Here is a 22167-nt window from a genome sequence, read left to right as displayed (position 1 = left end):
CCGCGGCGCGGGCGGCCGCGCCAGGCGCCGCGGCGTCCGGGAGCCCGGCGACGGCCAGCTCGGGGCCCGCCGCCAGCCGCGTAGGCCTGGTAGCGGGCGTCGGGGACGCCGGCGAAGGCGGCCTCGACCAGACCGGCAGGGTCCGCGCCGTCGGCGAGCCGCGCGGCCACGAACGCCGCGAGCGGAGCGTGCCGGGTGTGGAAGACGTTCTCCTCGGCGATGGCGTCGTCCGCGCGCGAGGTCCACAGCGCCGTCCCGGCCCGGTCGCCGCGAAGCCCGGCCGCGAGCGCGGCGAACCTGGCGGCGGCGGGCAGCCACACCGCGGGCGGGCGCCCGGCGTGCAGCCACCCGTCCCACATGGCGCTCGCATGCCGGAGCGCCTGCGCGAGGTCGCCGGTGACGTGTCCCTCGACCGTGCGCACCGACAGATGCAGGCGCCCGGCGATCTGGGAGTTGGTCAGGTGCGCGCCGAGGGCCGCGAGCACCTCGGCCTCGCGGTCGGACAGCTCCACGGCCACGACGACATCATGGCCGACCGCCGCTTCCTCCCGGGGCTGGGCGGCGCTACCAGGTCGGCGGGGTTCGTCCTGTCCAGCCCGCTGCCGCCTCCAGCTCCGCGCCCAGCGCGAGCAGGAGGGCGTCGTCGCCCGCCCGGCCCACGAGCTGCACCGACACCGGCAGTTCCGCGCCGCCGTTCTCGCTCCCCCAGCTCACCGGCAGGCTCAGTGCGGGCTGGCCCGTGATGTTGTAGGTCGCGGCGAACGGGGTGAAGGCCTTCTGCCGCTCGTAGTCCTGCGCCCGGGTCACCGCCCGCGGTGAACCAGCCGACCGGGCGCGGCAGCTGGGCAAGCATCGGTGTGAGGACGACGTCCACAGCCGCCTGCGCCGCCACCACCCGCCGCGTGACGCCGATCGCCGCCTGCGTGGCGGCCATGTACTCCGGCCCACTCACTGCGGCGCCGCGGTCGCGCCACCACCGGGTGAGCGGGGCGAGCAGCGGCTCGGCCTCCGGCGGCACCGGGTGCCCGTGCGACAGCACCGCCCACAGCACCTCGAACGCCGGGAGGAAGCCGACCTCGATGCCCGGGTCGAAGTCGTCGACGATCTCGTGGCCGAGCCCGGCCAGCAGCCGGGACGCGTCCTCGTACGCCGCCAGGCACGCCGGGTCGACGACAACGCCGGGCACGGGCGGGGTGGCGTACCGGCCGATCCGCAGCCGCGGCGGCGGCTCCCCGGTAGCGGCGAGGTAGCTCGACGGCCGCGCGAGCAGCGGGTACGGCTCCCCCGGAACCAGTACCGCGAGCGCGTCGAGCAACGCTGCGGCGTCGGCGACGGTGCGGGCGAGCGGCCCCGACACCGACATGCCCAGGGGGTCGCCGCCCACAGGCCCACGCGAGACGAGCCCGCGGGAGGTCTTCAGGCCGACGAGCCCGCAGGCCGCTGCCGGGATGCGGATCGAGCCGCCGCCGTCCGTGCCGTGCGCGAACGGGACGAGCCCGCCTGCCGTCGCCGCCCCGGCCCCGCCGGACGAGCCACCGGCAAGGCGGCCCAGGTCCCACGGCGTGACGGCGGGCGGGCGCCCGGCGGGCTCGGTGTAGGGCGGGAGCCCGAACTCGGGGGTGGCCGTCTTGCCGAGGCTGATCGTGCCCGCCGCGCGCAGGAGCCGGGCGGAGTCGTCGTCGACCTCTGGCACGTAGTCGGCGTAGACCGGCGACCCGAACGTGGTGCGCACGCCCGCGGTGACCGCAAGGTCCTTGACCGCCGTCGGCACACCGAGGAGCGGGCGTTCGTCGCCGTCACGCAGGGCGGCATCGGCCTCCGCCGCCTGCGCGAGCGCCGCGTCGGCCGTGACGGTGACGAACGCGCCCAGCACGCCATCCAGGTCGTCGATGCGCCGGACGTAGTGCTCCACGAGCTCGACCGCGGAGAGTTCGCCCTTGCGCAGCGCCGCCGCTTGCTCCAGCGCAGACAGGTGATGGGGCTGGGTGGCGGCGGCGCGCTCGGTAGGCTCGATGGTCACGCGGGTGGTCTACCATCCGGCGCCGCCTCCCGTTGGGGCGAACGGTGTTCCGCCGGTACGTCGGGATCGTCCGGTACGTCTGATCGTCACGGCTATGGGAACGGGGCTCTCCGCAGGTAGCCTCGACGGCGTGTCCGCCGGAGTCGCTCCGCCAGAGCAGGTGGCCCTTCCGCCCGCCCTGCGCGGCCCGGCCGCCGTCGTTGTCGCCCTTTCCACGCTGGTGTTCGCCTCGCTCGCCGCGCGGTACGGGGGCGAATCCACGGGGCGCTGGCTCGACGACCGTCTGCAGTCGCTCGTCGGCTCCTCAGGGCGGGGTCGCTCCCTCTCCGACGTGGTGATCGCGTTCGGCAACGAGATCTCGGTTGTGGTGGTTGCGCTCCTGCTCAGCGGGTTGGCATTCGCGCTCGGCCAGCGCAGGCTCGCGGTGCTGATCGTCGTGGGACCGGGGCTGACCGGACTCGCGACGACCACCCTCAAGCCGGTGGTCGGCCGCACGCTCAACGACCAGTTCGCATTTCCCAGCGGGCACGCGGGCGGGGCCACGGCGCTGGGCGTCGTCACCGCGCTGCTGCTGATCAGCGTCCTGCGCACGGCCGGGCGGGCGAGTGCCACGCTCCTCGCCGCCGGGGCGCTCCTGTCCGGGGGCACGATGGCAGTCGCCCTGATCGCCGACCGGGACCACTACCCCACCGACACCATCGGAGGGTTCTGCGTGGCCGTCGCGGTCGTCCTCACGAGCGCGCTGGTCATCGACTGGTCCGCCGACCGCATCGGGCGCAGAGCCGGCCCGGCCGGCTCTACGAAGTAGGTCCTGACCGTCAGGATGGGACGCGCGGTGTCTCCTCCGAGGCCGCGCCCGCCGCCGATCCAGGCTCTGCACACATCCACGCGCCGGGTCCCGCCGTCAGATGAGCATCAGAGCGGTTTGGTTGAAATCGAACAGCCCTGGTGTGTACCTCACGGCCCACGGGCGAGTAGTCCGATGGGTCCGAGTAGTCGAACCGCTCAGACCCGGCGGCGCTCCCCCGGCGCCGGCGTCCTGGGGACGGGGCTCGGTCGCCACACATTGGCGTTCCCGTTCGTCGTCGCGGGGACGGAATGCGCAGGCCTCGGAGCCGCCGGCAGCGCCTGCGGGGCCGGCGGAACCTGCCGAGCCGGCGGAACCTGCCGAGCCGGCGGAACCTGCCGAGCCGGCGGAACCTGCGGAACCTGCGGAGCGGCAGTAGCAGTGGCGGCGGCGGGCGGAGCCGCGAGGACCCGTTGAGTCGCGGGAGTGGCGGCGGCGTACCGCTGGTCGCCGCGCGCCGACCGGCTGCGCAGCCCGACCAGCACCGTGCCCACCAGCCGCGCCGACACCGCGCCGAGCGCCTCCCGGGCGGCCTCGACGCGGTGTGCCCGCGTCCCGGCCCGGACGACGAGCACCACACCGTCGGCCAGCGGCGCGAGCACGGTCGCGTCGGCCACCGGCAGTACCGGCGAGGTGTCGAGGAGAATCGCGTCGTAGGCGGGCCGCAGCTCGTCGAGGAGCTCCACCATCCGCGGCGAGGCGAGCAACTGGCCCGGGTTCGGCGGGATGGGGCCGCTCGGGAGGACGTCCACGCCGCCCTCGCCGTGCTGCACGACGTCGTGGGCTTTCGCGCGCCGGGCGAGAACGTTCGACAGGCCGTACGTGCGCTGCACGCCGAACATGTCGGCGGCCCGCGGGCGGCGCAGGTCGGCCTCCACCACGAGCACGCGCTGCCCGGCCTCCGCCATCGTGAGGGCGAGGTTGGCCAGCACGGTCGTCGTGCCGTCCCCAGGCGACGGGCTCGTGAGCATCACGACCTTGAGCGCGCGGTCCACGTCGACGAACTGCAGGTTCGTCCGAAGCTGGCGGAACGCCTCGGCCCGGGATCCGCGCGTGGCGTCCCGCACGACGAGCGGGTCCTTCGCGCTGCGCCGCCGCCGGGCGATGACCCCGAGGACCGGCGCCGTGACGGCGTCGGCGAGCAGGCGGCGGCTCGTGATCGACGTGCCCAGCGCCCGGCGCAGCACGGCCAGCGCGAAACCGGCGAGCAGGCCTAGCAGGGCGCCGATCGCGATCGTCAGCACCGGCTGCGGCCAGTTGGGCTCGGCCGGGGGCACCGCTTCCTCGAAGACCCGGGCGGAGACGACGGCTTCACTCGGAATGACGCCAGACGGTTGCTCGAGGTCGTCGACCGCGCTGATGAACTGGTCCGCGAGAGTGTTCGCGATGGTCGCGGCCAGGACCGGGTCCTCGTCGGAGACGGTGGCGTCGAGAAGGACGGTATCTGGTTCACTGGACGCGGCGATCCGCCCTGCGAGCTCCGGCCCGGTCATGGGCAGCTGGAGGCTCTGGACGACGTCGCTCGCGACACGGTCGCTCGTGATCAGCTGGACGTAGGTCTGCATCCGCTGGGCGGACAGCTGGTTCCGGTCGAGCGCGGCGGACGGATCGGTGGACGTGCCCGCCGACACGAACAGCGTGACCTTTGCGGCGTAGAGAGGTGTGCTGGTCTGGACGATCCCGACCGCCACCGCGATCCCCAGCAGCAGCCCGGCGAGGATCGCCCGCCAGCGCTCGCGGAACAGGTCGACGTACTCCCGCGGGGTCATTCACAGCTCCCGTAGATCGTGTTCTTCGCGTTGATCGTTCTCTTGACCGTGTTCACGAGCCGGCCGTATCCGGCCCGCAGCGCGAGGGCCGCCTTCGCCGAGCGGCGCGCCCGGCTGACGTGGAGGTATGGGGTCTGGCGGCCGCCGAAGTCGCGGAAGAAGCGCTCGACCGGCACCAACATCGATCCTTCGAAGTCGAACGTCGACGTCACCTCGCGCGACCGCAGGATCGCCTCCCAGAGCAGGAGGCTCTGTGCCCCGCTCGCGCGCAGCGCCGGGTCCGCGCCGCTCAGCAGGTAGTAGGCCGACGAGCGGTCCCACACGACGTACGCGACGGCGTGCACGCGCTCCGACGCGTCGCACGCGAAGAGGATCGAGCGCGCTCCGCGGGGTGCGCAGACGGCCTCGATCCGGCCGAGCAGGGCGCGGTCCGGCGGCCGGATCCCCTGGCGCTCGAACGTCCCGGACAACACGTGGTGGAACAGGTCCAACCCGAGGTCGGATCGGACCGTGACGCCGCTCTTGCGCGCCTTCCGCACGTGACCGCGGATGTTGGCCCCCAGCCCGTCCCAGAGCGCTTGCTCCGAGGTCAGGTCCTCCAGCCGGTAGGTGTAGCGCACCTCCGCCCGGTAACCCGCCCAGATGAACGGGAGCACGCCGAGCACGTTGGGCGCGAAGCTCTGGCGGAACGCGCCCGCGGCCGGGAGCCCCGCCTCCAGCTCGGCGAGCAGCTCCATCTCGTTCCCGAGCGCGCCGATCGGCTTGGCGCCCGGTCGCCGCGCGGTCCACGGCCCGAGGAACGGAGTGAGCGGGGGTTGGGTGAGCACGCGCATCCGCCGCGGCCCCCGCACGACGAAGGGCAGCCGGGCCACGGTCTGCCCGTTCCGCTGCACCGCGACCTCGGACCAACCTCCCGGGGCGACCGCGTCGAGCCACCAGCTCTCCTGGAACATCCCGTGGCCATGCACCGGCTCCGGGGCTGAGGGGGCCACGCCGGGCAGCGCCCCGGCAGCACGCGGCTGCCCGATATCAGTAGGGTCCGCAGGATGCCCGGAGTTTGTGCTGCTGATCACCACCCGCGCCTCCCGCGCTCATGACGCTCGTCGTCGCAGTCCCCGACGGATACGGCGCCGAACGTCGGTATGCCCTCGACGTGGTGCTGTCCGAGTGGCTGGGCCTGGACTGGCGGCTCGTGCATCACGCCGGTCCCGGCGTCCGGATCACGCTCGCGGACGACACCAGCGACCCCGCGGGCTGCGTCACGCTCCCGGACGGGCTCTTCGCCACGGCCGAGGACGACTGGCTGACGCCCACCGCGCTTCCGCCCGCCGACGTGCCGTGGGTACCGGTCGGCACCACCTTCGAGGGGCCGTTGCGCGCCGACGATCGGCTGCCCGTCCTCCACGGCGCACCCGCGGCCGACCCGCCGTCCCGGCTCGTCACGGCCGACGACGGCGTGCACCTGCACGTCGACGTCCTCGGTGGCGTGTTCTTCCTGATCACCCGCTACGAGGAACTGCTCGACGCCCCGCGCGACCGCTACGACCGCTTTCCGGCCGCGGCGTCCGTGGCCGAGAGGGCAGGCTTCCACGGCCTTCCTCTGGCCGATGCCTACGTCGAGCTGCTGTGGGCGGCGCTGCAGCGGGCCTGGCCGCGGCTGACCCGCACACCGAGCAGCTACCAGGTGCTGATCACCCACGACGTCGACGACCCGCTCGCGACGCTTGGCCGCACGCCGGCGCTCACCGCACGCCAGCTCGCTGCCGACCTGGTGCACCGCCGCGACCCCGGCCTCGCCGCACGCCGGGCGCGCGCGGTGCTCACCGTGCGCCGCGGGGACCACGGCCCGGACGTCAACAACACCTTCGACTTCCTCATGGACGTGAGCGAGCGCCACGGCCTGCGCAGCGCCTTCTACTTCCTCTCCCACAACGAGGTGCGCGCGGGCGCCCCGCCGTGCCACGTGCTGGGTCACCCGTGGGTCCGGGATCTCGTGGGCCACGTGCACCGGCGCGGGCACGAGGTCGGGCTGCATGCCGGCTTCGGCACGTACCGCGATCCGGAACGGACGCGCAGCGAACTGACCGCGCTCCGGGCGATCGCCGACGAGCAGGGCGTGCGGCAGGAGGTGTGGGGCGGGCGGCAGCACTACCTGCAGTGGGGTGGCCCGGTGACGTGGCGGAACTGGGAGGCCGCCGGCCTCGACTACGACTGCACGCTCGGCTGGGCGGACCGCATCGGGTTCCGCACGGGCACGTGCCGTGAGTACCCGGTGTTCGACCTGGAGGAGCGCAAGCCGCTGCGCCTGCGGGAGCGGCCGTTCCAGGTGATGGACGTGACGCTGGCGGGCTATCTGGGCCTCACGCCGGACGCCGCCATGGACGCGGTGCTGGCGGTCGCGCGCGAGTGCCGGCGGTTCCAGGGCACGCTCGGCGTCCTGTGGCACAACGACGAGGTGCTGCGCACCGGCCGCGAGAAGCGCTGGTACGCCGACCTCGTGGCGGCTGTGACGGCGGCGGGCTGAGCCCGGTCCCGGGCCCACCTCAGGACCCCCCGTCGGCCCACGGCGCGAACCCGGCGTTCCCGATGTAGTCGATGCAGCTGAGCCCGGGCGCGAACGCCCCGTGCTGCTGCGGGTACTCGAACACCTCGAAGGCGTGGTAGCGCAGGCCGACGCCCGCCTCGGCGAACATCGCCGGCTCCAGGTACTCCCGCCCCGTCGTGCCGGACAGGTAGACGTCACCGCCCACCGCCCTCGTCAGGTTCAGCATCAGCCGGCTCCCGCTGCCCTCGCAGCCCAGCTCGGAGGCAGGCACCAGGCGGGTCGGGATCTCCATCCGCTTCACGACCTCGCCGATGATCGCCATGGCCACGTCCACGAGACGGTGGACGCCCGGCTGGGCATAGACCGACTCCATGAGCTCGAAGACCTCATCGCGATGCGGCGCCTTCGCCAGCACGCTCTGCAGGGTGCGCAGGTGGACCCGGCGCCATTCCGCCGACTCGTCGATCTCGACGTCGTGCGTGGCCTGGTCGTAGCGGCCCTTCGTGACCACCGGCACCGTCAGCCACTGTGGACCGCCCGGCCCCTTGATCCGGGTGCGGTTCTGGTAGCCGCGCTTGACGAACTGCACGGTGTCGAGCAGCACGAGGACGTCGGCGTGCCGCATCTTGTCGAAGAACCCCAGCCAGGGCGCGAAGTTCGGCTGGTGGGCCGCCACGATCACAGGCGGATCCGGATCATCTCGTAGGCCTCGGCGTACACGCTCCTCACTTGCATCCCGCGGACCCGGGCCATCGCCTCGATCGCCTCGTAGCGGAAATAGGGGCGCTGCAGCTCGATCTGACTGTCGTACTTCATGAGGGCCTTCCACTTGCGCAGCAGGTGGTCCTCCGACAGCACGACGAACGCGTGCGTGGAAAAGGTGATGTGGTTCCAGGGCAGTTCGTACCCCATGATCGTGAGGTGCCGGAAGGCGCGCAGGCTCTCCTGGAAGACCACGTTGTGGTCCTGGTGCAGGTCCGCGCCGGACGGCGTGAGGATCACGTCGGGACGCACCTCCGAAGAGAGCCCCACCATGTGCTCGAGCACCTCCTGGCGGTGGTAGCCGAGCTCGCGGACCGGATAGTTGTAGATGAACCGGTTCTCGGTGGGCACGCCGATCTGGTCCAGCGCCTCGTTGCACTCGGACTTCAGCCGATCACGCGGGGAGCCCGGCGGCAGCGACGTCTCGGCGATCGAGAACACCGCGGTGAACATCTCGGCCCCCTCGTCGATCCAGCGGGCCATGGTGCCGCCGCACCCCAGCTCGGCGTCGTCGGTGTGGGGGGCGAGCACGAGAACCCGCTTCGGGCTGAACATCACGCCAACCTCCGGTAGAGGGCATCAAGGGTCGAGTACTCCGCTTCCCAGTTGAACCGCTCCAGGACCGCCCGGCGCCCGTTCTCCCCGAGCCGGCGGGCCTCGTCCGGGTCCTTCGCCAGCTGCTCGATCGCGGCCGCTGCCGCGGGTGGGTCCAGCGGGTCGACGAGGACGCCGCAATCGGCCTCGCCGACGATGCGCTCCCAGAGCGGGAAGTCCGAGCAGACGACCGGGATCCCGCAGGCCATGTACTCGAACATCTTGGTCGAGTAGGAGTCGAGGTAGTTGCTGATCGGGTGGTCGACGACGATGCCGCACCGCGCGCTACGTAGCACGTCGAGCACCGCCTCCGGCGGGATCTCGCCGAGGTGCTCCACCCGCCGCCAGCCCGCCGAGGCCCGGACCTCCCCCTCCAGTTCCGCCGCGTCGAACCAGCCCGCGAGGACACCGGTGAGCTCCCGGGGCAGGATCGTGGCGATCGCCATGATCTGGCGGACGCCCTGCACCTCCGTGAGCCCGCCCGTGTATGCGAACGCGTAGGGGCGTTCCGAGAACGGGAGCGCGTCGTCGAGCGGGCGCGCGGCCGCTGCCGACGGGAAGTTCTGGACCACTACGGTCTTTCCGGCGGGGAACCGCTCCGCGATCGAAGGCGTGGCCGCGACGACCGCGTCGAAGATCCGGGCGCAGATCCCCTCCGCGACCCACGCCGCGAGCGACAGCGCCCGGCGGGCCCACCGGGGGATCCAGAACTTGCTCATGATCTGCTTCGGCACGTCCTCGTGGACGTCGTAGACGACCCGGCAGCCCCCGAGCTTCAGCAGCACGCCGATCCACAGCAGCTCGGGGTCGTGCAGGTGACAGACGTCGGCCTGCTCGCGCCGCGCCGCGCGCAGCAGCCGCCACGCGATCCGGGTCATCCGGTCCAGGCGGTTGCGGCACCTGCCGACGCCGACCACCCGGACGCCGTCGACCGGCGCGCTCGGCGGACGGCCCGCGATCACCGCCACGTCGTGACCCGCTCGCGCGAGGCTCGCGCACTCCCGGTGCAGGATCCGGCTGTCGTCGACCTCGTGCACCGAGGTCAGGTGCCGGAACCTGGGCTGCGCCGCCCCTGGTCCGGCCGCTGACGGTCCACCCACGTGTCGGCCTCCCATCGAAAACCGCGGTTCGAGATCAGCGCCGGACGCGCATTCCACAGCGCCGCTTAATCGCGGAACGTGTGACGACTGTCGCAGTCGATCAGACGTGCGTTACGAAAATGTCTCCAGAGGACGATCGGAATCGACCGACCGGGTCGTCTGTGGACGAGAGCCGTGACATGCGGCTTCGGCTGTGAGTACCGTCCCCGGCCGTGCCGAGCAGCACCGTCGAACGCGACGGACTTCTCCACCGCGCGCCGGTGGTCGTGCTGGTCGCCCTTGCCTACGTCGGGGTCCTGCACTACGTCTACGAGAACGACATCGCGCCGTACTTCACCTACCTGCAGTACGCCTACCGCTCGCCCGACCCGCTCGCGTACACCTTCGCGATCTGCCTTGTCGTGACGCTCGCCCTCGTGATGCCGCGACGGATCACCCTGCCCTCGCATTTCATCGTGTGGGTGCTCTTCGTCGTCGCGGTGGTGCCGGCGATCGTGATCCCGCAGATCGCACCCGCCCTGAGCAAGTCCGGCTCCGTCGAGCTCGCAATCTGGGTGGCGGTCAGCTATCTCCCGGTCGCTCTCTTCGGCACGCGCCGGGTGCTGCGCGGCTTCGTGCCGCGCCACCCGCTGCGCGGTTCGACGTTCTGGCTCCTCCTGGTCGTGCTGTACGCCGTGCTCAACGGCTACGTCCTCGCCACGATCGGGGTGCGGCTGACGCTCCCGTCCCTGGAGGACGTGTACGGGGTGCGCGGCGAACTCGCCGGCGAGGAGCAGGTCTTCGGGCCCCTGCTCTACGTGGTCCCGCTGCTCGCCAACGTCGTGAACCCGGTGGTGATGGTCCGCGGGCTGTGGACGCGGCAGTGGGTGTGGTTCGCGGCCGGGGTCCTCGGGCAGCTCTTCGTCTTCTCGATCTCGGGCAACAAGACCGCGGTCCTCTCGCCGATCGCGCTGTTCGGGGCGTTCCTGCTGTTCCGCTCCCGCAGGCCGCCCGCGGGGACGGCGTGCCTGCTCGCGGCGCCGGTCGTCTCGGTCGCGATGGTGGCGCTCGACCGCTTGGCGGGGTCGGTGAACGGCGACTGGGTCTCGCTCATCGTGCGTCGCTTCCTCGTCACGCCGGGGCTGCTCACCGCGGGCTACGTGCAGGTGTTCGACGACATCGAGAAGGCGAAGCTCGCGCACTCGATCTTCTCGTCGTTCCTGGACTATCCCTATGCAGAGGAGCCGCCGCCGCTGGTCGGAGGGGCGTTCTTCGGCAACCCGGAGACGCACGCGAACGCCAACCTGCTGGCCGACGGGTACGCCAACTTCGGCTACCTCGGGATGGTGGCCGCGTGCCTCGTGTTCGTGTGCCTGCTGTGGACGATCGACGACGCCGCCGAGGGCCTGCCACTCGGGTTCGTCTGCCTGGCGTTCATGATGCCTGCGCTCGCCCTGGCCGACTCGGGGATCCTCACGACGATGCTCACACACGGCTTCCTCGCCACCGTGCTGCTGTGCGCGCTCGCGCCGCGGACGGGCTGGCCGGGACGGGACTCGCCGGAGCCGCGCGCCGACGTGGCCGTCCCCGCCGGTGTGCGCGAGAGCGCGCCGCCGTGACGGCCGCCATGAGGACCACACCGGTCTTCCACGAACGCTGGTGGCTCGACGCCGTCGCGCCCGGCACCTGGCGGGAGGCCCGGGTCGAGGAGAACGGCCAGAGCGTGGCCCGGCTGCCCTTCGTCGAGCAGAAGCTCGCCGGCTTCCGGCTGCTGCTCGCCCCGCCGCTGTCCACGCGCCTCGGCCCGCTCGTCGACGCCGGCGAGGGCCGGTACGAGACGCGGCTGCGGCGCTTCGACCACCTCGTCGACGAGCTGGTCGACCGGCTGCCCCCCGCCGACCTGTTCCGCCAGACGTTCCACCCGGGCCTGATGAGCTGGTTGCCGTTCCACCGCAGGGGCTTCCGCGTGGAGCCGCAGATCTCCTACGTCCTCGACGATCTGTCCGATCTCGACCGGCTGTGGGCCGGCGTCTCGGGTCAGACCCGGCGGGTGATCAAGAACGCCGGGAAGACGCTCGAGGTCCAGCACGACGACGACGCCGAGCGGCTGGAGCGGATGGTGCGGTCGACGTTCCGGCGCCAGCGCATGGAGGTCCCGTACGACTCCTCGGTGCTCAACCGGATCGTCCTCGCCGGACTCGAACACGACCGGGTGACCGTGCTGAGCGCCGTCGACGCCTCCGGCGCGGTCCACGCGTCGCTCTACTGTGTGCGCGACGACGAGCGCGCCTGGTACCTGGGCGGGGGCGGCGACCCCGCGCTGCGCTCGAGCGGCGCGGGCAGCCTCCTGATGTGGGAGCTGATCAAGGAGTCGGCGAAGCATGTGCCCGCGTTCGACTTCGAGGGCTCGATGCTCCCGGGCGTCGAGCGCTACTTCCGAAACTTCGGCGGTCGCCAGGAGACCTACTTCGCCGTGAGCCGCACGAGCAGGCGGTTCGCGCCGGTCTGGGCCGCCCACCGGCGCCTCCGGGAGAGCGGTTCGGGGGAGGTCGTGGCCCGGCTGCGGCGGGTCCTCCAATCAGGTGGCGACCACCAAGGGAGCTAACGGGTACTCCGGCGCCGACGAGAGCCCCGTTGCACGGCGCCACTCGCATCTCAGCAGGTGGAGGCAGTATTTCATGAGCATAGGCAGCACCGCGCCCACCGCGCGGCTGGTCGTCGGCCGGGGGAATGCCAGAGTCGCAGCCCGGGTCGGCTACGCCTTCAGCGCCTACGCGGCCCTGCACGGCATCCGCGTGGTCCCAGCAGGCCCCGCGGACGTCACCGTGGGCTACGGCGAGTCCGCCGAGACCGCCGACGTCGTGATCCCCGCCGGCTACCTCCCACGGCCCGCGGCGACCCCGGCTCCCCCACCAACCTGGATCGACGGGCTGCCCTGCTTCCACCCCGCCCCCGGCGGCGCGCTGGACCCGCTCGGTGAGGTCTTCGAATGGCTCGCCGCGCCGCACGAGGCGGCCTGCCCCGAGTTCGACGACGTCGGGCGCGTCCCTCCGCGGCACACACTCGCAGGCACCCACGGCCTCGACCCAAGGGTGCCGTGGGCCAACCGGTTCCTCGCCCGGCTGCACGCCACCGTCCGCTCCGCCCTGCCGCGACTCCCGGCCACCCCGCCCTCGCCCTTCCCGCAGCGCCGGGTGTTCGTCGCGAGCCACGACGTCGACCACCTGTCGAACCGCCGGTTCGTCAACGGCAGGCGGATCGTCGAGAACATCGGGATCGCGCTGCTGCAGCGCCGCGACCCCGCCACCGCCGTGCAGATCGGCGCCACGGCGCTGAGCCGCGCGGCCCAGCGCCACCCGGTCGCCGTGGGGCTGCGGGAATCGCTCGCCGGGGAGGCCGCCCGCGGGGTGCGCGCGACGTACACGGTGGTGGCCGAGTCCCTGCACCCCCGGGACCCGGGATACCGCCTCGACGACGACTTCGTGCGGCGGACGCTGCATGCGGTGGCCGAGGCCGGGCACGAGATCGGCGTGCACGGCAGCTACCTCAGCCTGGAGCGGCCGGGCCAGCTCGGCAGGGAGTTCGCGCTGCTCACCGAGGCGGGTTTCGCCGTGACAGGGGGCCGCCAGCACTGGCTGCGCCACCGCGGGGCCGAGCTGTTCGACGCCCTCGTCGCCGCCGGCGCGGAGTGGGACTCCACCCGGGGACACCCCGACGACGTCGGGTTCCGCCACGGGGCGGCGTTCCCGTTCCTGCCCTATGACCTCGCGACCGAACGCGCATTGCCCGTGGTGGAGATCCCGCTGGTGGTGATGGAGCGGGCCCTCTGCAGCGCCACTCCGGACCCGGGGGCGTGGGGCGCCATCACCCTCAACGTCCTGCGCGCGGCGGGTGCCGACGGGTGGGGCGGCGTCGCGGTGCTGTGGCACGACACCGCGTTCACCGGCACCTACCTGCCCGGCCGGCTCGCCGACGCGTACTGGGCTGCGCTCGACGGCGTCGTCTCGGCCGGCGACGCGTGGGTGACCGGCGGGGAGGTCGCCGCGGCGACCCGGGCCCGCTGGGAGGCCGCGGGCGCACTGCGCCGGCCGGGCGCCGTGGTGGGGGGCTCATGAGTGCCGCGCCCGGGGAAGCCCCTGGCACCACCCCGACCACCCCTGACCGGACCGGCGCGGACCGGCCGAGCATCTCGTTCGTCGTCGCCTCGCTCAACGAGGAGGCCTCGATCGGCGCGTGCGTGCGCAGCCTGCTCGACCAGGACTACCCGTCCGAACACATCCAGGTCGCAGTCGTCGACGGCGGGTCGACCGACCGCACGTGCGAGATCGTCAGCGAGATCGCGGCGGCGGACCCGCGGGTCCAGCTTCTGCACAACCCGGCCCGGATCGCGGCAAGTGCGTTCAACATCGGCGTCGCAGGCACCACCGGCGAGCTGATCAGCCTCGCAAGTGCCCACAGCCGCACCGATCCCCAGTACGCCGCGGTGCTCGCCGAGGCGTTCCGCACGTCCGGCGCCGCGCTCGTCGGCGGGCGGATGGACGCCGAGGCCGGCCCCGACAGCGGCCCGATGGCGGCCGCGATCGTCGCTGCCACGTCGTCCCCCCTCGGGCTCGGTTCGGCCAAGCACCACTACAGCGCCGAGCCGGGCTGGGTCGACACCGCCTTCCCCGGGGCCTACCGACGCGAGCTGTTCGACGTGATCGGCGGCTTCGACGAGTCGCTGGTGCGCAACCAGGACGACGAGCTCCACCTACGGGCCCGGCTCGCCGGCCACCGGATGTGGTTCGAGCCGCGACTGCGCTCGCGCTACCGCCCCCGTGCCGAGCTGCGCAGGCTCTGGCGGCAGTACTACCAGTACGGCTGGTGGCGGGCCATGACCGTGCACAAGCACCGGCGGGTCGTCTCGCCCCGCCACGTCGCACCGGCGGCGCTGGTGGCGGGACTTGCCGCCGGACCGGTGCTGGCGGCGGCGGCACGGCACCGGCTCGTCCTGGGGCACCGGCTCGTCCTGGGCGTGTGGGCCGCAGGCGCCGGGTCATGGGCGGCGCTGCTCGCCGTCGCCGGTTGGCGGGAGCGCGACGGGCCGCGAGCGGTCGCGCGGCGCGTCCCGGCCGCCGTGGCGTGCCTGCAGGTGGCCTACGGCGCCGGGTTCTGGGGCGGCGTCGCCCACCTGGTCCGGAGATCCGTCCGCGGTGGCTGAAGGTCGGGTGGGCGGGCGGGTGCGGTGGCGCCCTCCGCGGGTGCTCCGGGGGGTGCTCAGCATCGTCGGGGGAAGCGCAGCCGGCCAGGGTCTGGTGATCCTGTCCTATCCGTTCCTGACCCGGCTTTACGACCCGGCCGAGTTCGGCCTGCTCGCCGTGTTCATGGCGGTCGTCGGCATGATCGGGGTGGTCTCGGCCGCGGCGCTCGAGGCCGCTGTCCCGCTGCCTGTCGACGACGCCGAGGCCGCCGCGGTGGCGTGGGCCGGGCTTACCGCCGTCGCCGTGACCACTGTGGTCACAGCGAGCGCGGGCGTGCTGCTGGCCGAACCACTCGCCGGGCTGCTCGGGGTGCCCCGGCTCGCGGACGTCTGGTGGCTCGTCTGCCTCAGCGTCCTCGTGCTCGGGTGCTACCTCGTCGCGTCGGAGTGGATGATCCGGGAGCGGTCCTACGGGACACTGGGCCGGCGCAACCTCCTGCAAGGGGTGGGGCAGGCCGTCACGCAGATCGGGCTGGGCCTCGTCGGGGTCCGCCCGATCGGGCTCCTGCTCGGCTTCGGCGTGGGCAGGCTGCTCGGCATCGGCGGGGTGACCTCGCGGGGCGGCCTCCTGCGCAGGCCGCCGCCGCGTCCGGCGGCGATCCTTGCCGCGCTGCGCCGCTACCGCCGGTTTCCGCTGCTGGCCGCGCCGTCCGGGCTGCTGAACTCGGCGGGGCTGGAGGTGCCGTTGCTGCTCGTCAGCGCCCTCTACGGAGACGCGCGGGCGGGCTTCCTCGGGCTGACCATCCGAGTGATCGGGGCCCCAGCCACGGTCATCGGCCAGGCGGTCCACCAGGTCTTCACCGGGGAGTCGGGCGCCCGGATCCGCGACGCCGACGGCGGGCTCGGCGCGTCGGTGCGCTCCGCGTCGCTGCGGCTGCTCGCCGTCGGCGCCCTCCCGGCGCTCACGCTGGTGGTCACCGGGCCGGCGCTCTTCGGCTTAGTCTTCGGTCCGGCGTGGACGGAGGCGGGCGACTACGCGCGACTGCTCGCGGTGGCCTATCTCGTGCAGTTCGCGGTCACCCCGGTGTCCTCCACATTGTTCCTCCTGGAGCACCAGGACCGGGAGCTCGGCTGGGTCGCGGTCCGGTTGCTGCTCACGGCGGGCGGCCCGATCGTGTGCGGGCTCACCGGGGCGCCGATCGGCACGGCGATCTTCGCGCTCGCGCTGGGCCACGTCGTGAGCTACGGGCTGCTCTACCTGCTGTGTGTGCGGGCGGCGGACGCCGCAGACCGGAGCGGCCGACCTGGTTGATAACGCACGGATATGGCTAATGTCGAACAACCTTTAAATCAATTTAGTTCAATTTAGATCAAGAGGAGACCGATGCGTGGCCGTGGCGCCCTGCTCGCGCTGATCGTCTGCCTGCTCGTGGCCGCTGTCGCCGTGGCGTGCTCCACCAGCAGCCGCGAACCACGGCCGCTACCCGGTCCCATCACGCCGATGCTGCCCGAGCCCACGGGCCCGGATGCGGCCCCGCGCCCCACGCTGTACGTCTCGCCCACCGGCGACGACGCCGCCGCGGGCACCCAGGACGCACCGTTGCGGACGATCGCCCATGCGGCCGAGCTCGCGCGTCCCGGCACGCTCGTGCGGGTGGCGGGGGGCCGGTACGTGGGCTCGTTCAGCACCAGGGCCTCCGGCACCGAGGACGCCCGGATCACCTACCAGTCCGACCCCGTGGGCGCAGCCGAGGTGGTCGGCACGGGTGAGGCCGCGGTGTGGCGCAACCGGGGCGACCACGTCGACATCGTGGGCTTCGCGATCACCGGCGATGCCGTCGACGGTCTGATCAGCGAGGGGTCGTTCGTGCGCATCATCGGCAACCGCGTCTCGGCGTTCGAGGGGAACTGCATCTCGACGTCGCGCACGGGGTACACCTTGCACGACATCGACGTGATCGCGAACGTCGTGCACGGGTGCGGGCGCTCGGCGCTCGACCACGGCATCTACGTCAGCCACCCGGGCGGCACCGTGGCCAACAACATCGCCTACGGCAATACCGGGTTCGGGATCCACTGCTGGCACAACTGCAACCACCTGGCCATTTCTAACAACCTGGTCTTCGACAACCGCGAGGGCGGGATCCTCATCGGGCAGGGCGACAGTCCGAACGACGGGAGCGTCGACGCCGACGGCTTCGTGGTCTCCAACAACATCGCCGTGAACAACGGCGAGTACGGCATCAGGGAGAGCGGCGCCACCGGGTCCGACAACCACTACATCAACAACAATGTGTTCGCCAACGCGGTCGGGGGGATGGACCTGCAGACCGGCGTGGAGAGCGGCACCATCGACGCCTCCCCCGAGTTCGTCGACTTCCGGCCCGACGGCACCGGCGACTACCGCCTCCTCCCGGACAGCCCGATGATCGACGCAGGCACCAGCGAGGGCGCGTTCGGCCTCGACATCGTCGGCATCCCCCGGCCGCGTGGCGCCGCGGTGGACATCGGGGTCTACGAGCAGTGACAACACCAGGCGCGCATGTGCGCTCCGGGGCCGGCAACCGGAGGACCGCCGGTCGCCGCCCTGCAACGCTGACCGGCGCCTGCGCTACTCCGCCGAGGATCGCCGTCCGGAGGACATGAGCTGCAAATTGCAGGTCATGTCCCCTCTCGGCGATCACAGTCGGGCGGCCCCTTGGAAGCTCACCCCGATGTCCGTCGCCGCCTTGGCGGTCGGATGGGCCGCTCCCCCGCGCCCCAGCCGGATCAGGGCCACACCCTCCCATCGCTCCGGGTCGAGCACGTCACGACCATCCAGCACCACCTGCACACTCGGGAGATCCGATGTGGACAACTCCGCGTACTCGGCGTGGTCGGCCTGTACGATGGCCGCGTCCACTCGGGTCATGGGCAGGTACGGATCGAGGCGCAGTTCGAGAAGCTCGTCTGCGCTGTACAGCGGGTCGTGCACGAGCGGCACCGCCCCGCGCCTGCGCAGCGCGCTGACGGTGGCGAAGACGCCCGAGTAGGCCGTCTCCTTCACCCCGCCGCGGTAACAGGCGCCCAGCACGACGACCACGGCTCCGGTCAGGTCGCCGTACGCGTCGGCGAGCCGGTCCACACACCGCTCCGGCATCACGCGGTTGGCCTCGCGGGCGGCGGTCACGATCGTCGCGCCGGGATCACCACCGAGGTAGAGCCACGGGTACACCGGGATGCAATGGCCGCCCACGGCGATCCCGGGCCGGTGGAGGTGGCTGAACGGCTGAGAGTTGCACGCCTCCGCCACGCGGGCGAAGTCGACGCCGATGCGATCGGCGTGCAGCGCGAACTGGTTGGCCAGGCCGATGTTGACGTCGCGGTAGGTGGTCTCCGCGAGCTTGGCCAGCTCCGCGGCCTCCGCAGAGCCGAGGTCCCACACGCCGTTCGGCTCGCTGAGGTCCGGGCGCTCGTCGAAGCGCAGCACGGCCCCGTAGAACTCGACGGCCTGCCGGGTGCTCGCCTCGTCCAGGCCGCCGATCAGCTTGGGGTAGCGCGCGAGGTCGGCGAACACGCGCCCGGACGAGACCCGCTCCGGGCTGAAGGCGAGGAAGAACTCCTCCCCCGCGCGGAGGCCGCTGAGCTCCGCGAGCATCGGCGCGAGGCGTGTGCGGGTGGTGCCGACAGGCAGCGTGGTCTCGTACGTGACGAGCGTGCCGGGGCGCAGGCCGCGCCCCACCGCCTCCGTGGCCGCGTCGATCGCCGAGAACTCCGGCGAGCCGAACGAGTCGACGTAGAGCGGCACGACGACGACGACCGCGTCGCTCGCGGCGACGGCGGCAGTGGTGTCCGTCGTGGCCTCCAGCGCGCCGGCGGCGAGCACCTCCCCCAGCCGCTCGTCCAGGTGCGCCTCGCCGGGAAACGGAGGGCGGGCTTCCCGCACCGCAGCGACGACCTGCCGGTCGATGTCCGCGCCCACGACGCGGTGACCCATCCCGGCGAACTGCACGGCGAGCGGGAGGCCGATCTTCCCCAGCCCGACGACCGTGATCTTCATGCGGCCTCCACCGTCCTGCCGGTCGTTGCTGACTCGCGGAGGGCCTCGGCGACGCGCACCGTCGCAAGCCCGTCTTCCAGGGTGACGAGGCTCGACTCCTCCTCGCCCCGCACGGCGGCGACGAAGTTCGACAGCTCGGTCATGAGCGGTTCCGGCTTCGGGATGGCGTAGCGGATCATGTCGCCCTCTGTCACGCCCCGGAAGGAGGCCACCCGATCCCACTGCGCGACCTGGGTGCCGTTCTTGTAGAAGGTCAGGTCCGCCGTGATCGTGTCGGCAACGAAGCATCCGAGCTCACCCGTCACGGTGGTGACCCGCTCCTTGAGCGGGGAGAGCCAGTTGACGAGGTGGGTCACGACGATCCCGTTCTCCAGCGTCCCGACGGCGCTCACAAGGTCCTCGTGGGCGCGGCCGCTCTTGTGCGCCACCCGCGCCGACACCGACCGGTAGGCCGACTGGGTCACCCACGCGGTCAGGTCGATGTCGTGGGTCGCGAGGTCGAGCACGACGCCCGCGTCGGCGATGCGGGCGGGGAAGGGACCCTGGCGGCGGGTGATCACCTGGTAGACGGTGCCGAGCTCACCGAGCGCGAGCCGGCGGCGCATGTCCTGCAGGGCCGGGTTGTACCGCTCGATGTGCCCGACGCAGCCGATCACGCCGTTGCGCATGAACGCCTCCGCGATCGTCTGCGCCGCCTTGCTGTCGTGCGCCAGCGGCTTCTCGATCAGCGCCGCGATGCCCGCCTCGGCGAGCTCCAGGCCGATCGCCTCGTGTGTGCTCGTCGGCGTGGCGACGACGCAGAGGTCGACGCCGCAGTCGATGAGCTCCCGGGTCGTGTTCAGAACCTCCACGCGCATCGCCGGGTGCTGCGGGGGGTCTCGCGGGTCGACGGCCGCGACCAGCTCGACGTCCGGCAGCGACTGCAGGACACGGGCGTGGTTGCGCCCCATCGCGCCGAGCCCGATCAGGCCGGCTCTGAGCGTTCGTCTGCCGGTCATGCCGCCACCGCCTCCTCAATGGCCTGCGTCAGTGCAGTCACGACCCGTTCCCGCTGTGCAGGCGTCAGCGCGGGATGGACCGGAAGGGACACGACCTCGCGGGACGCGGCCGCCGTCACGGGCAGGTCGAGGTCCAGGCCGTAGGCGGGGAGCCGGTGGATCGGGGTCGGGTAGTAGACGCCGGTCTGGACGCCGACGCCGGCCATCGCGGCGACGACCCGGTCGCGCTCTGGGGCGCGCACCGTGTACTGGTGCCAGACGGGGCCCGCCTCGGGTGCCACGGCAGGCAGCACGAGCCCGGCCCGCTCCGCGACCTCGCCGAGCCCCGCGGTGAGGAACGCGGCGTTGACGCGGCGCTGCTCCGTCCACCCGGGAAGGCGCCGCAGCTGCACCCGCCCGATCGCGGCGTGCAGGTCGGTCATCCGGGCGTTGTAGCCGACGATCTCGTTGGCGTAGCGACGCTCCATGCCCTGGTTGCGCAGCAGGCGCACCCGTCGCGCCACCGCCTCGTCGGCGCAGACCACGATCCCGCCCTCACCGCAGGTCATGTTCTTTGTGGGGTAGAAGCTGAAGGCAGCGATCTCGCCGAACGTGCCGACGGGCCGGCCGGCGAGGTCAGCGAGGTGGGCCTGCGCGGCGTCCTCCACCAGCGCGAGGCCGTGCCGCCGCGCGATCTCGCCGAGGCGGTCCATCGCCGCCGGATGCCCGTAGAGGTGCACGGGCATGATCGCCGCGGTGCGCGGCCCGATCGCGGCCAGCACCGCGTCGGGGTCCAGGCACAGGTACTGCGGGTCGACGTCGGCGAACACCGGGGTCGCCCCGGCGAGCGCAACGGCGTTGGCCGTGGCGGCGAAGCTGAACGACGGCACGATCACCTCGTCGCCCTGCCCGATCCCGGCCGCCAGCAGCCCGAGCAGCAACGCGCTGGTGCCGGAGTTGACCGCCGCACACGGCCTACCGTCGACCGTGGCGGCGAACTCGGCCTCGAAGGCGGCGACCTCCGGGCCCTGCGCGAGCATTCCCGATGCCAGCACCCGGTCGACCGCGGCCCGCTCCTCCGGTCCGATGAGGACGCCGGTGGCGGGCACGATCTCCGCGGTCGGCTCCCCCGGTTCAGATCTCATGCAACTGGCCTTCCTCTTCCATGAACCGCTCGCCCGTCCGCGCGCAGCGCCAGACGGAGTCGCCGTCCTTCTCCAGGCGCTCCCCGGCGCGCCCCACCCAGCCGATCTGCCGCGCGGGCGAGCCCACGACCAGCGCGAAGTCGGGCACGTCGCGGATGACCACGGCGCCGGCGCCGACCATCGCCCAGCGCCCGACGGTCACCGGCGCCACGCAGACCGCGCGCGCCCCCACCGACGCGCCCGCCCGGACGAGGACGCCGACCGGCGACCAGTCCCGGCCCGTCTTGAGCTCGCCGTCGACGTCCACCGCACGCGGGTGGAGGTCGTTGGTGAAGACGACGGCCGGTCCGATGAAGACGCCCGCTTCGAGCCGGGCCGGTGCGTACACGAGCGCGTAGTTCTGGATCTTGACCTTGTCTCCCACGTGGACGCCGGGTCCGATGTAGGCGCCCCGCCCGACCACGCAGTCCCCGCCGAGCACCGCGCCGTCCCCGATCTGGGCGAGGTGCCAGATCCGGGAGCGCGGGCCGATGCGCGCGGACCGCGCCACATCGGCGGACGCGCAGATGGTTGTCGTCATGAATCGAGCACCTGTCACTTCCGTACTAGGTCGAACGGGACTAGGAGAGGAGGACGGTCAGCGTGCGCGCGAGTATCTGGAGGTCCCCCCGAACGGACCACTCGCGGACGTAGCGCAGCTCGATCGCCAGCTTTTCGGGGAGGATCTCGGTGATGTAGAACGACTCCGCGTCCGGTGGCCGAGCGCGTTCGATCCACTCCTGTTCGTGACCGAACCGGAGAAACGCGAGGCTCGTGATCCCGGGCCGCACCGACAGCACCTGGCGCTGCTCCGGCGTGTACGAAGCGACGTACTTCGGGTCCTCCGGCCGGGGCCCGACGATGCTCATGTCGCCGCGGAGCACGTTGACGATTTGTGGCAGTTCGTCCATTTTTGTCGCCCGCAGGAATCGCCCGGCGGGGGTGATCCGGTGATCGCCCGATCGGGTAACGCTCGGACCGGTGCAGTCCACCCGCATCGTGCGGAACTTGAGGACCTCGATCGGTCGGCCGTACCTGCCGACGCGGCGGGCGCGGTAGAGCACCGGACCCCGGCTCGTGGCCTTCACGAGGGCCGCGACGACCACGCCGATCGGGACCGTCACCGGCAGCGACAGCACGCAGAGCGCGAGGTCGATCAGGCGCTTCACGGC

The 22167-nt window shown here is 72.5% G+C and carries 20 protein-coding genes; 8 read left to right on the top strand and 12 right to left on the bottom strand.

The features are described from left to right. Positions 1–518 (bottom strand): helix-turn-helix domain-containing protein (locus ABD143_RS09100; protein WP_343974184.1); only part of this gene is annotated, 518 nt, incomplete at its 3' end. Beyond that, complete coding sequence (locus ABD143_RS09095; RefSeq protein ID WP_343974181.1) at positions 458–2020, bottom strand: amidase; 1563 nt, start codon at positions 2018–2020, stop codon at positions 458–460. The genes ABD143_RS09095 and ABD143_RS09100, both read right to left, overlap by 61 nt. Before the next feature lie 130 nt (positions 2021–2150). Between ABD143_RS09095 and ABD143_RS09090 the strand changes: the two genes are divergently transcribed. Next, positions 2151–2828 carry a phosphatase PAP2 family protein gene (locus ABD143_RS09090; protein ID WP_343974178.1) on the top strand — a complete coding sequence of 226 codons (678 nt, stop codon included), beginning with the start codon at positions 2151–2153 and terminating at the stop codon, positions 2826–2828. A 197-nt stretch (positions 2829–3025) separates the two neighbouring features. On the opposite strand, the gene ABD143_RS09085 is transcribed toward ABD143_RS09090, so the two are convergent. After that, the gene (locus ABD143_RS09085; RefSeq protein WP_343974175.1) at positions 3026–4636 is read right to left on the bottom strand and encodes a tyrosine-protein kinase domain-containing protein; all 1611 of its coding nucleotides are present in this window, start codon (positions 4634–4636) and stop codon (positions 3026–3028) included. Further along, complete coding sequence (locus tag ABD143_RS09080; protein ID WP_343974173.1) at positions 4633–5628, bottom strand: GNAT family N-acetyltransferase; 996 nt, start codon at positions 5626–5628, stop codon at positions 4633–4635. Before ABD143_RS09080 ends, ABD143_RS09085 begins: the two co-directional genes overlap by 4 nt. A 101-nt stretch (positions 5629–5729) precedes the next feature. Between ABD143_RS09080 and ABD143_RS09075 the strand changes: the two genes are divergently transcribed. After that, a complete protein-coding gene (locus ABD143_RS09075) occupies positions 5730–7160 on the top strand; it encodes a polysaccharide deacetylase family protein (protein ID WP_343974170.1) in 1431 nt (476 codons plus the stop codon). A gap of 19 nt (positions 7161–7179) precedes the next feature. On the opposite strand, the gene ABD143_RS09070 is transcribed toward ABD143_RS09075, so the two are convergent. From ABD143_RS09070 to ABD143_RS09060, 3 genes are read right to left on the bottom strand one after another with little or no spacing between them, the layout of a single operon-like run. Then, on the bottom strand, positions 7180–7863 hold the full coding sequence (locus tag ABD143_RS09070; RefSeq protein WP_343974167.1) for a WbqC family protein: 684 nt from the start codon (positions 7861–7863) through the stop codon (positions 7180–7182). Beyond that, positions 7860–8498, bottom strand: coding sequence for a PIG-L deacetylase family protein (locus tag ABD143_RS09065; RefSeq protein WP_343974164.1), 639 nt, complete (start codon positions 8496–8498; stop codon positions 7860–7862). The genes ABD143_RS09070 and ABD143_RS09065 overlap by 4 nt, the downstream gene beginning before the upstream one ends. After that, the gene (locus tag ABD143_RS09060; protein WP_343974162.1) at positions 8498–9637 is read right to left on the bottom strand and encodes a glycosyltransferase family 4 protein; all 1140 of its coding nucleotides are present in this window, start codon (positions 9635–9637) and stop codon (positions 8498–8500) included. The genes ABD143_RS09065 and ABD143_RS09060 overlap by 1 nt, the downstream gene beginning before the upstream one ends. Positions 9638–9849: 212 nt before the next feature. Here ABD143_RS09060 and ABD143_RS09055 point away from each other — a divergent pair, with 212 nt between their 5' ends. From ABD143_RS09055 to ABD143_RS09030, 6 genes are all read left to right on the top strand, one after another. Next, positions 9850–11235 (top strand): hypothetical protein, encoded by a 1386-nt coding sequence (locus ABD143_RS09055; RefSeq protein ID WP_343974158.1) that lies wholly within the window; start codon positions 9850–9852, stop codon positions 11233–11235. An 8-nt stretch (positions 11236–11243) separates the two neighbouring features. Further along, positions 11244–12221 (top strand): GNAT family N-acetyltransferase, encoded by a 978-nt coding sequence (locus tag ABD143_RS09050; protein ID WP_343974155.1) that lies wholly within the window; start codon positions 11244–11246, stop codon positions 12219–12221. A gap of 73 nt (positions 12222–12294) precedes the next feature. Next, a complete protein-coding gene (locus tag ABD143_RS09045; RefSeq protein WP_343974152.1) occupies positions 12295–13731 on the top strand; it encodes a polysaccharide deacetylase family protein in 1437 nt (478 codons plus the stop codon). Further along, positions 13728–14816 carry a glycosyltransferase family 2 protein gene (locus tag ABD143_RS09040; protein WP_343974149.1) on the top strand — a complete coding sequence of 363 codons (1089 nt, stop codon included), beginning with the start codon at positions 13728–13730 and terminating at the stop codon, positions 14814–14816. The genes ABD143_RS09045 and ABD143_RS09040 overlap by 4 nt, the downstream gene beginning before the upstream one ends. After that, positions 14809–16107 (top strand): lipopolysaccharide biosynthesis protein, encoded by a 1299-nt coding sequence (locus ABD143_RS09035; protein ID WP_343974146.1) that lies wholly within the window; start codon positions 14809–14811, stop codon positions 16105–16107. Before ABD143_RS09040 ends, ABD143_RS09035 begins: the two co-directional genes overlap by 8 nt. A 72-nt stretch (positions 16108–16179) precedes the next feature. Continuing rightward, complete coding sequence (locus ABD143_RS09030) at positions 16180–17322, top strand: choice-of-anchor Q domain-containing protein (protein ID WP_343974143.1); 1143 nt, start codon at positions 16180–16182, stop codon at positions 17320–17322. 153 nt (positions 17323–17475) lie between these two features. Here ABD143_RS09030 and ABD143_RS09025 read toward each other — a convergent pair whose 3' ends face one another. The 5 genes from ABD143_RS09025 to ABD143_RS09005 are packed head-to-tail and all read right to left on the bottom strand — an operon-like array spanning position 17476 to position 22164. Then, positions 17476–18834, bottom strand: a complete 1359-nt coding sequence (locus ABD143_RS09025) for a nucleotide sugar dehydrogenase (RefSeq protein WP_343974140.1) — start codon at positions 18832–18834, stop codon at positions 17476–17478. Then, the gene (locus ABD143_RS09020) at positions 18831–19832 is read right to left on the bottom strand and encodes a Gfo/Idh/MocA family protein (RefSeq protein WP_343974137.1); all 1002 of its coding nucleotides are present in this window, start codon (positions 19830–19832) and stop codon (positions 18831–18833) included. Before ABD143_RS09020 ends, ABD143_RS09025 begins: the two co-directional genes overlap by 4 nt. After that, a complete protein-coding gene (locus tag ABD143_RS09015) occupies positions 19829–20956 on the bottom strand; it encodes a DegT/DnrJ/EryC1/StrS family aminotransferase (protein ID WP_343974134.1) in 1128 nt (375 codons plus the stop codon). The genes ABD143_RS09020 and ABD143_RS09015 overlap by 4 nt, the downstream gene beginning before the upstream one ends. Then, positions 20946–21536, bottom strand: a complete 591-nt coding sequence (locus ABD143_RS09010) for an acyltransferase (RefSeq protein ID WP_343974131.1) — start codon at positions 21534–21536, stop codon at positions 20946–20948. Before ABD143_RS09010 ends, ABD143_RS09015 begins: the two co-directional genes overlap by 11 nt. A gap of 40 nt (positions 21537–21576) precedes the next feature. After that, positions 21577–22164, bottom strand: a complete 588-nt coding sequence (locus tag ABD143_RS09005) for a sugar transferase (protein ID WP_343974129.1) — start codon at positions 22162–22164, stop codon at positions 21577–21579. Between the last annotated feature and the right edge of the window lie 3 nt (positions 22165–22167).

Source organism: Pseudonocardia aurantiaca (assembly GCF_039526725.1).
GTDB lineage: Bacteria > Actinomycetota > Actinomycetes > Mycobacteriales > Pseudonocardiaceae > Pseudonocardia > Pseudonocardia aurantiaca.
This window is presented reverse-complemented; position numbering and strand designations above follow the sequence as displayed.

Bases quoted from the DNA above. Each gene is read 5' to 3' on its own strand.
- ABD143_RS09020 (WP_343974137.1), bottom strand. From the start codon at position 19,832: ATGACCGGCAGACGAACGCTCAGAGCCGGCCTGATCGGGCTCGGCGCG.
- ABD143_RS09075 (WP_343974170.1), top strand. From the start codon at position 5,730: ATGACGCTCGTCGTCGCAGTCCCCGACGGATACGGCGCCGAACGTCGG.
- ABD143_RS09085 (WP_343974175.1), bottom strand. From the start codon at position 4,636: ATGACCCCGCGGGAGTACGTCGACCTGTTCCGCGAGCGCTGGCGGGCG.
- ABD143_RS09025 (WP_343974140.1), bottom strand. From the start codon at position 18,834: ATGAAGATCACGGTCGTCGGGCTGGGGAAGATCGGCCTCCCGCTCGCC.
- ABD143_RS09030 (WP_343974143.1), top strand. From the start codon at position 16,180: ATGCGTGGCCGTGGCGCCCTGCTCGCGCTGATCGTCTGCCTGCTCGTG.
- ABD143_RS09040 (WP_343974149.1), top strand. From the start codon at position 13,728: ATGAGTGCCGCGCCCGGGGAAGCCCCTGGCACCACCCCGACCACCCCT.
- ABD143_RS09045 (WP_343974152.1), top strand. From the start codon at position 12,295: ATGAGCATAGGCAGCACCGCGCCCACCGCGCGGCTGGTCGTCGGCCGG.
- ABD143_RS09065 (WP_343974164.1), bottom strand. From the start codon at position 8,498: ATGTTCAGCCCGAAGCGGGTTCTCGTGCTCGCCCCCCACACCGACGAC.
- ABD143_RS09050 (WP_343974155.1), top strand. From the start codon at position 11,244: ATGAGGACCACACCGGTCTTCCACGAACGCTGGTGGCTCGACGCCGTC.
- ABD143_RS09015 (WP_343974134.1), bottom strand. From the start codon at position 20,956: ATGAGATCTGAACCGGGGGAGCCGACCGCGGAGATCGTGCCCGCCACC.
- ABD143_RS09010 (WP_343974131.1), bottom strand. From the start codon at position 21,536: ATGACGACAACCATCTGCGCGTCCGCCGATGTGGCGCGGTCCGCGCGC.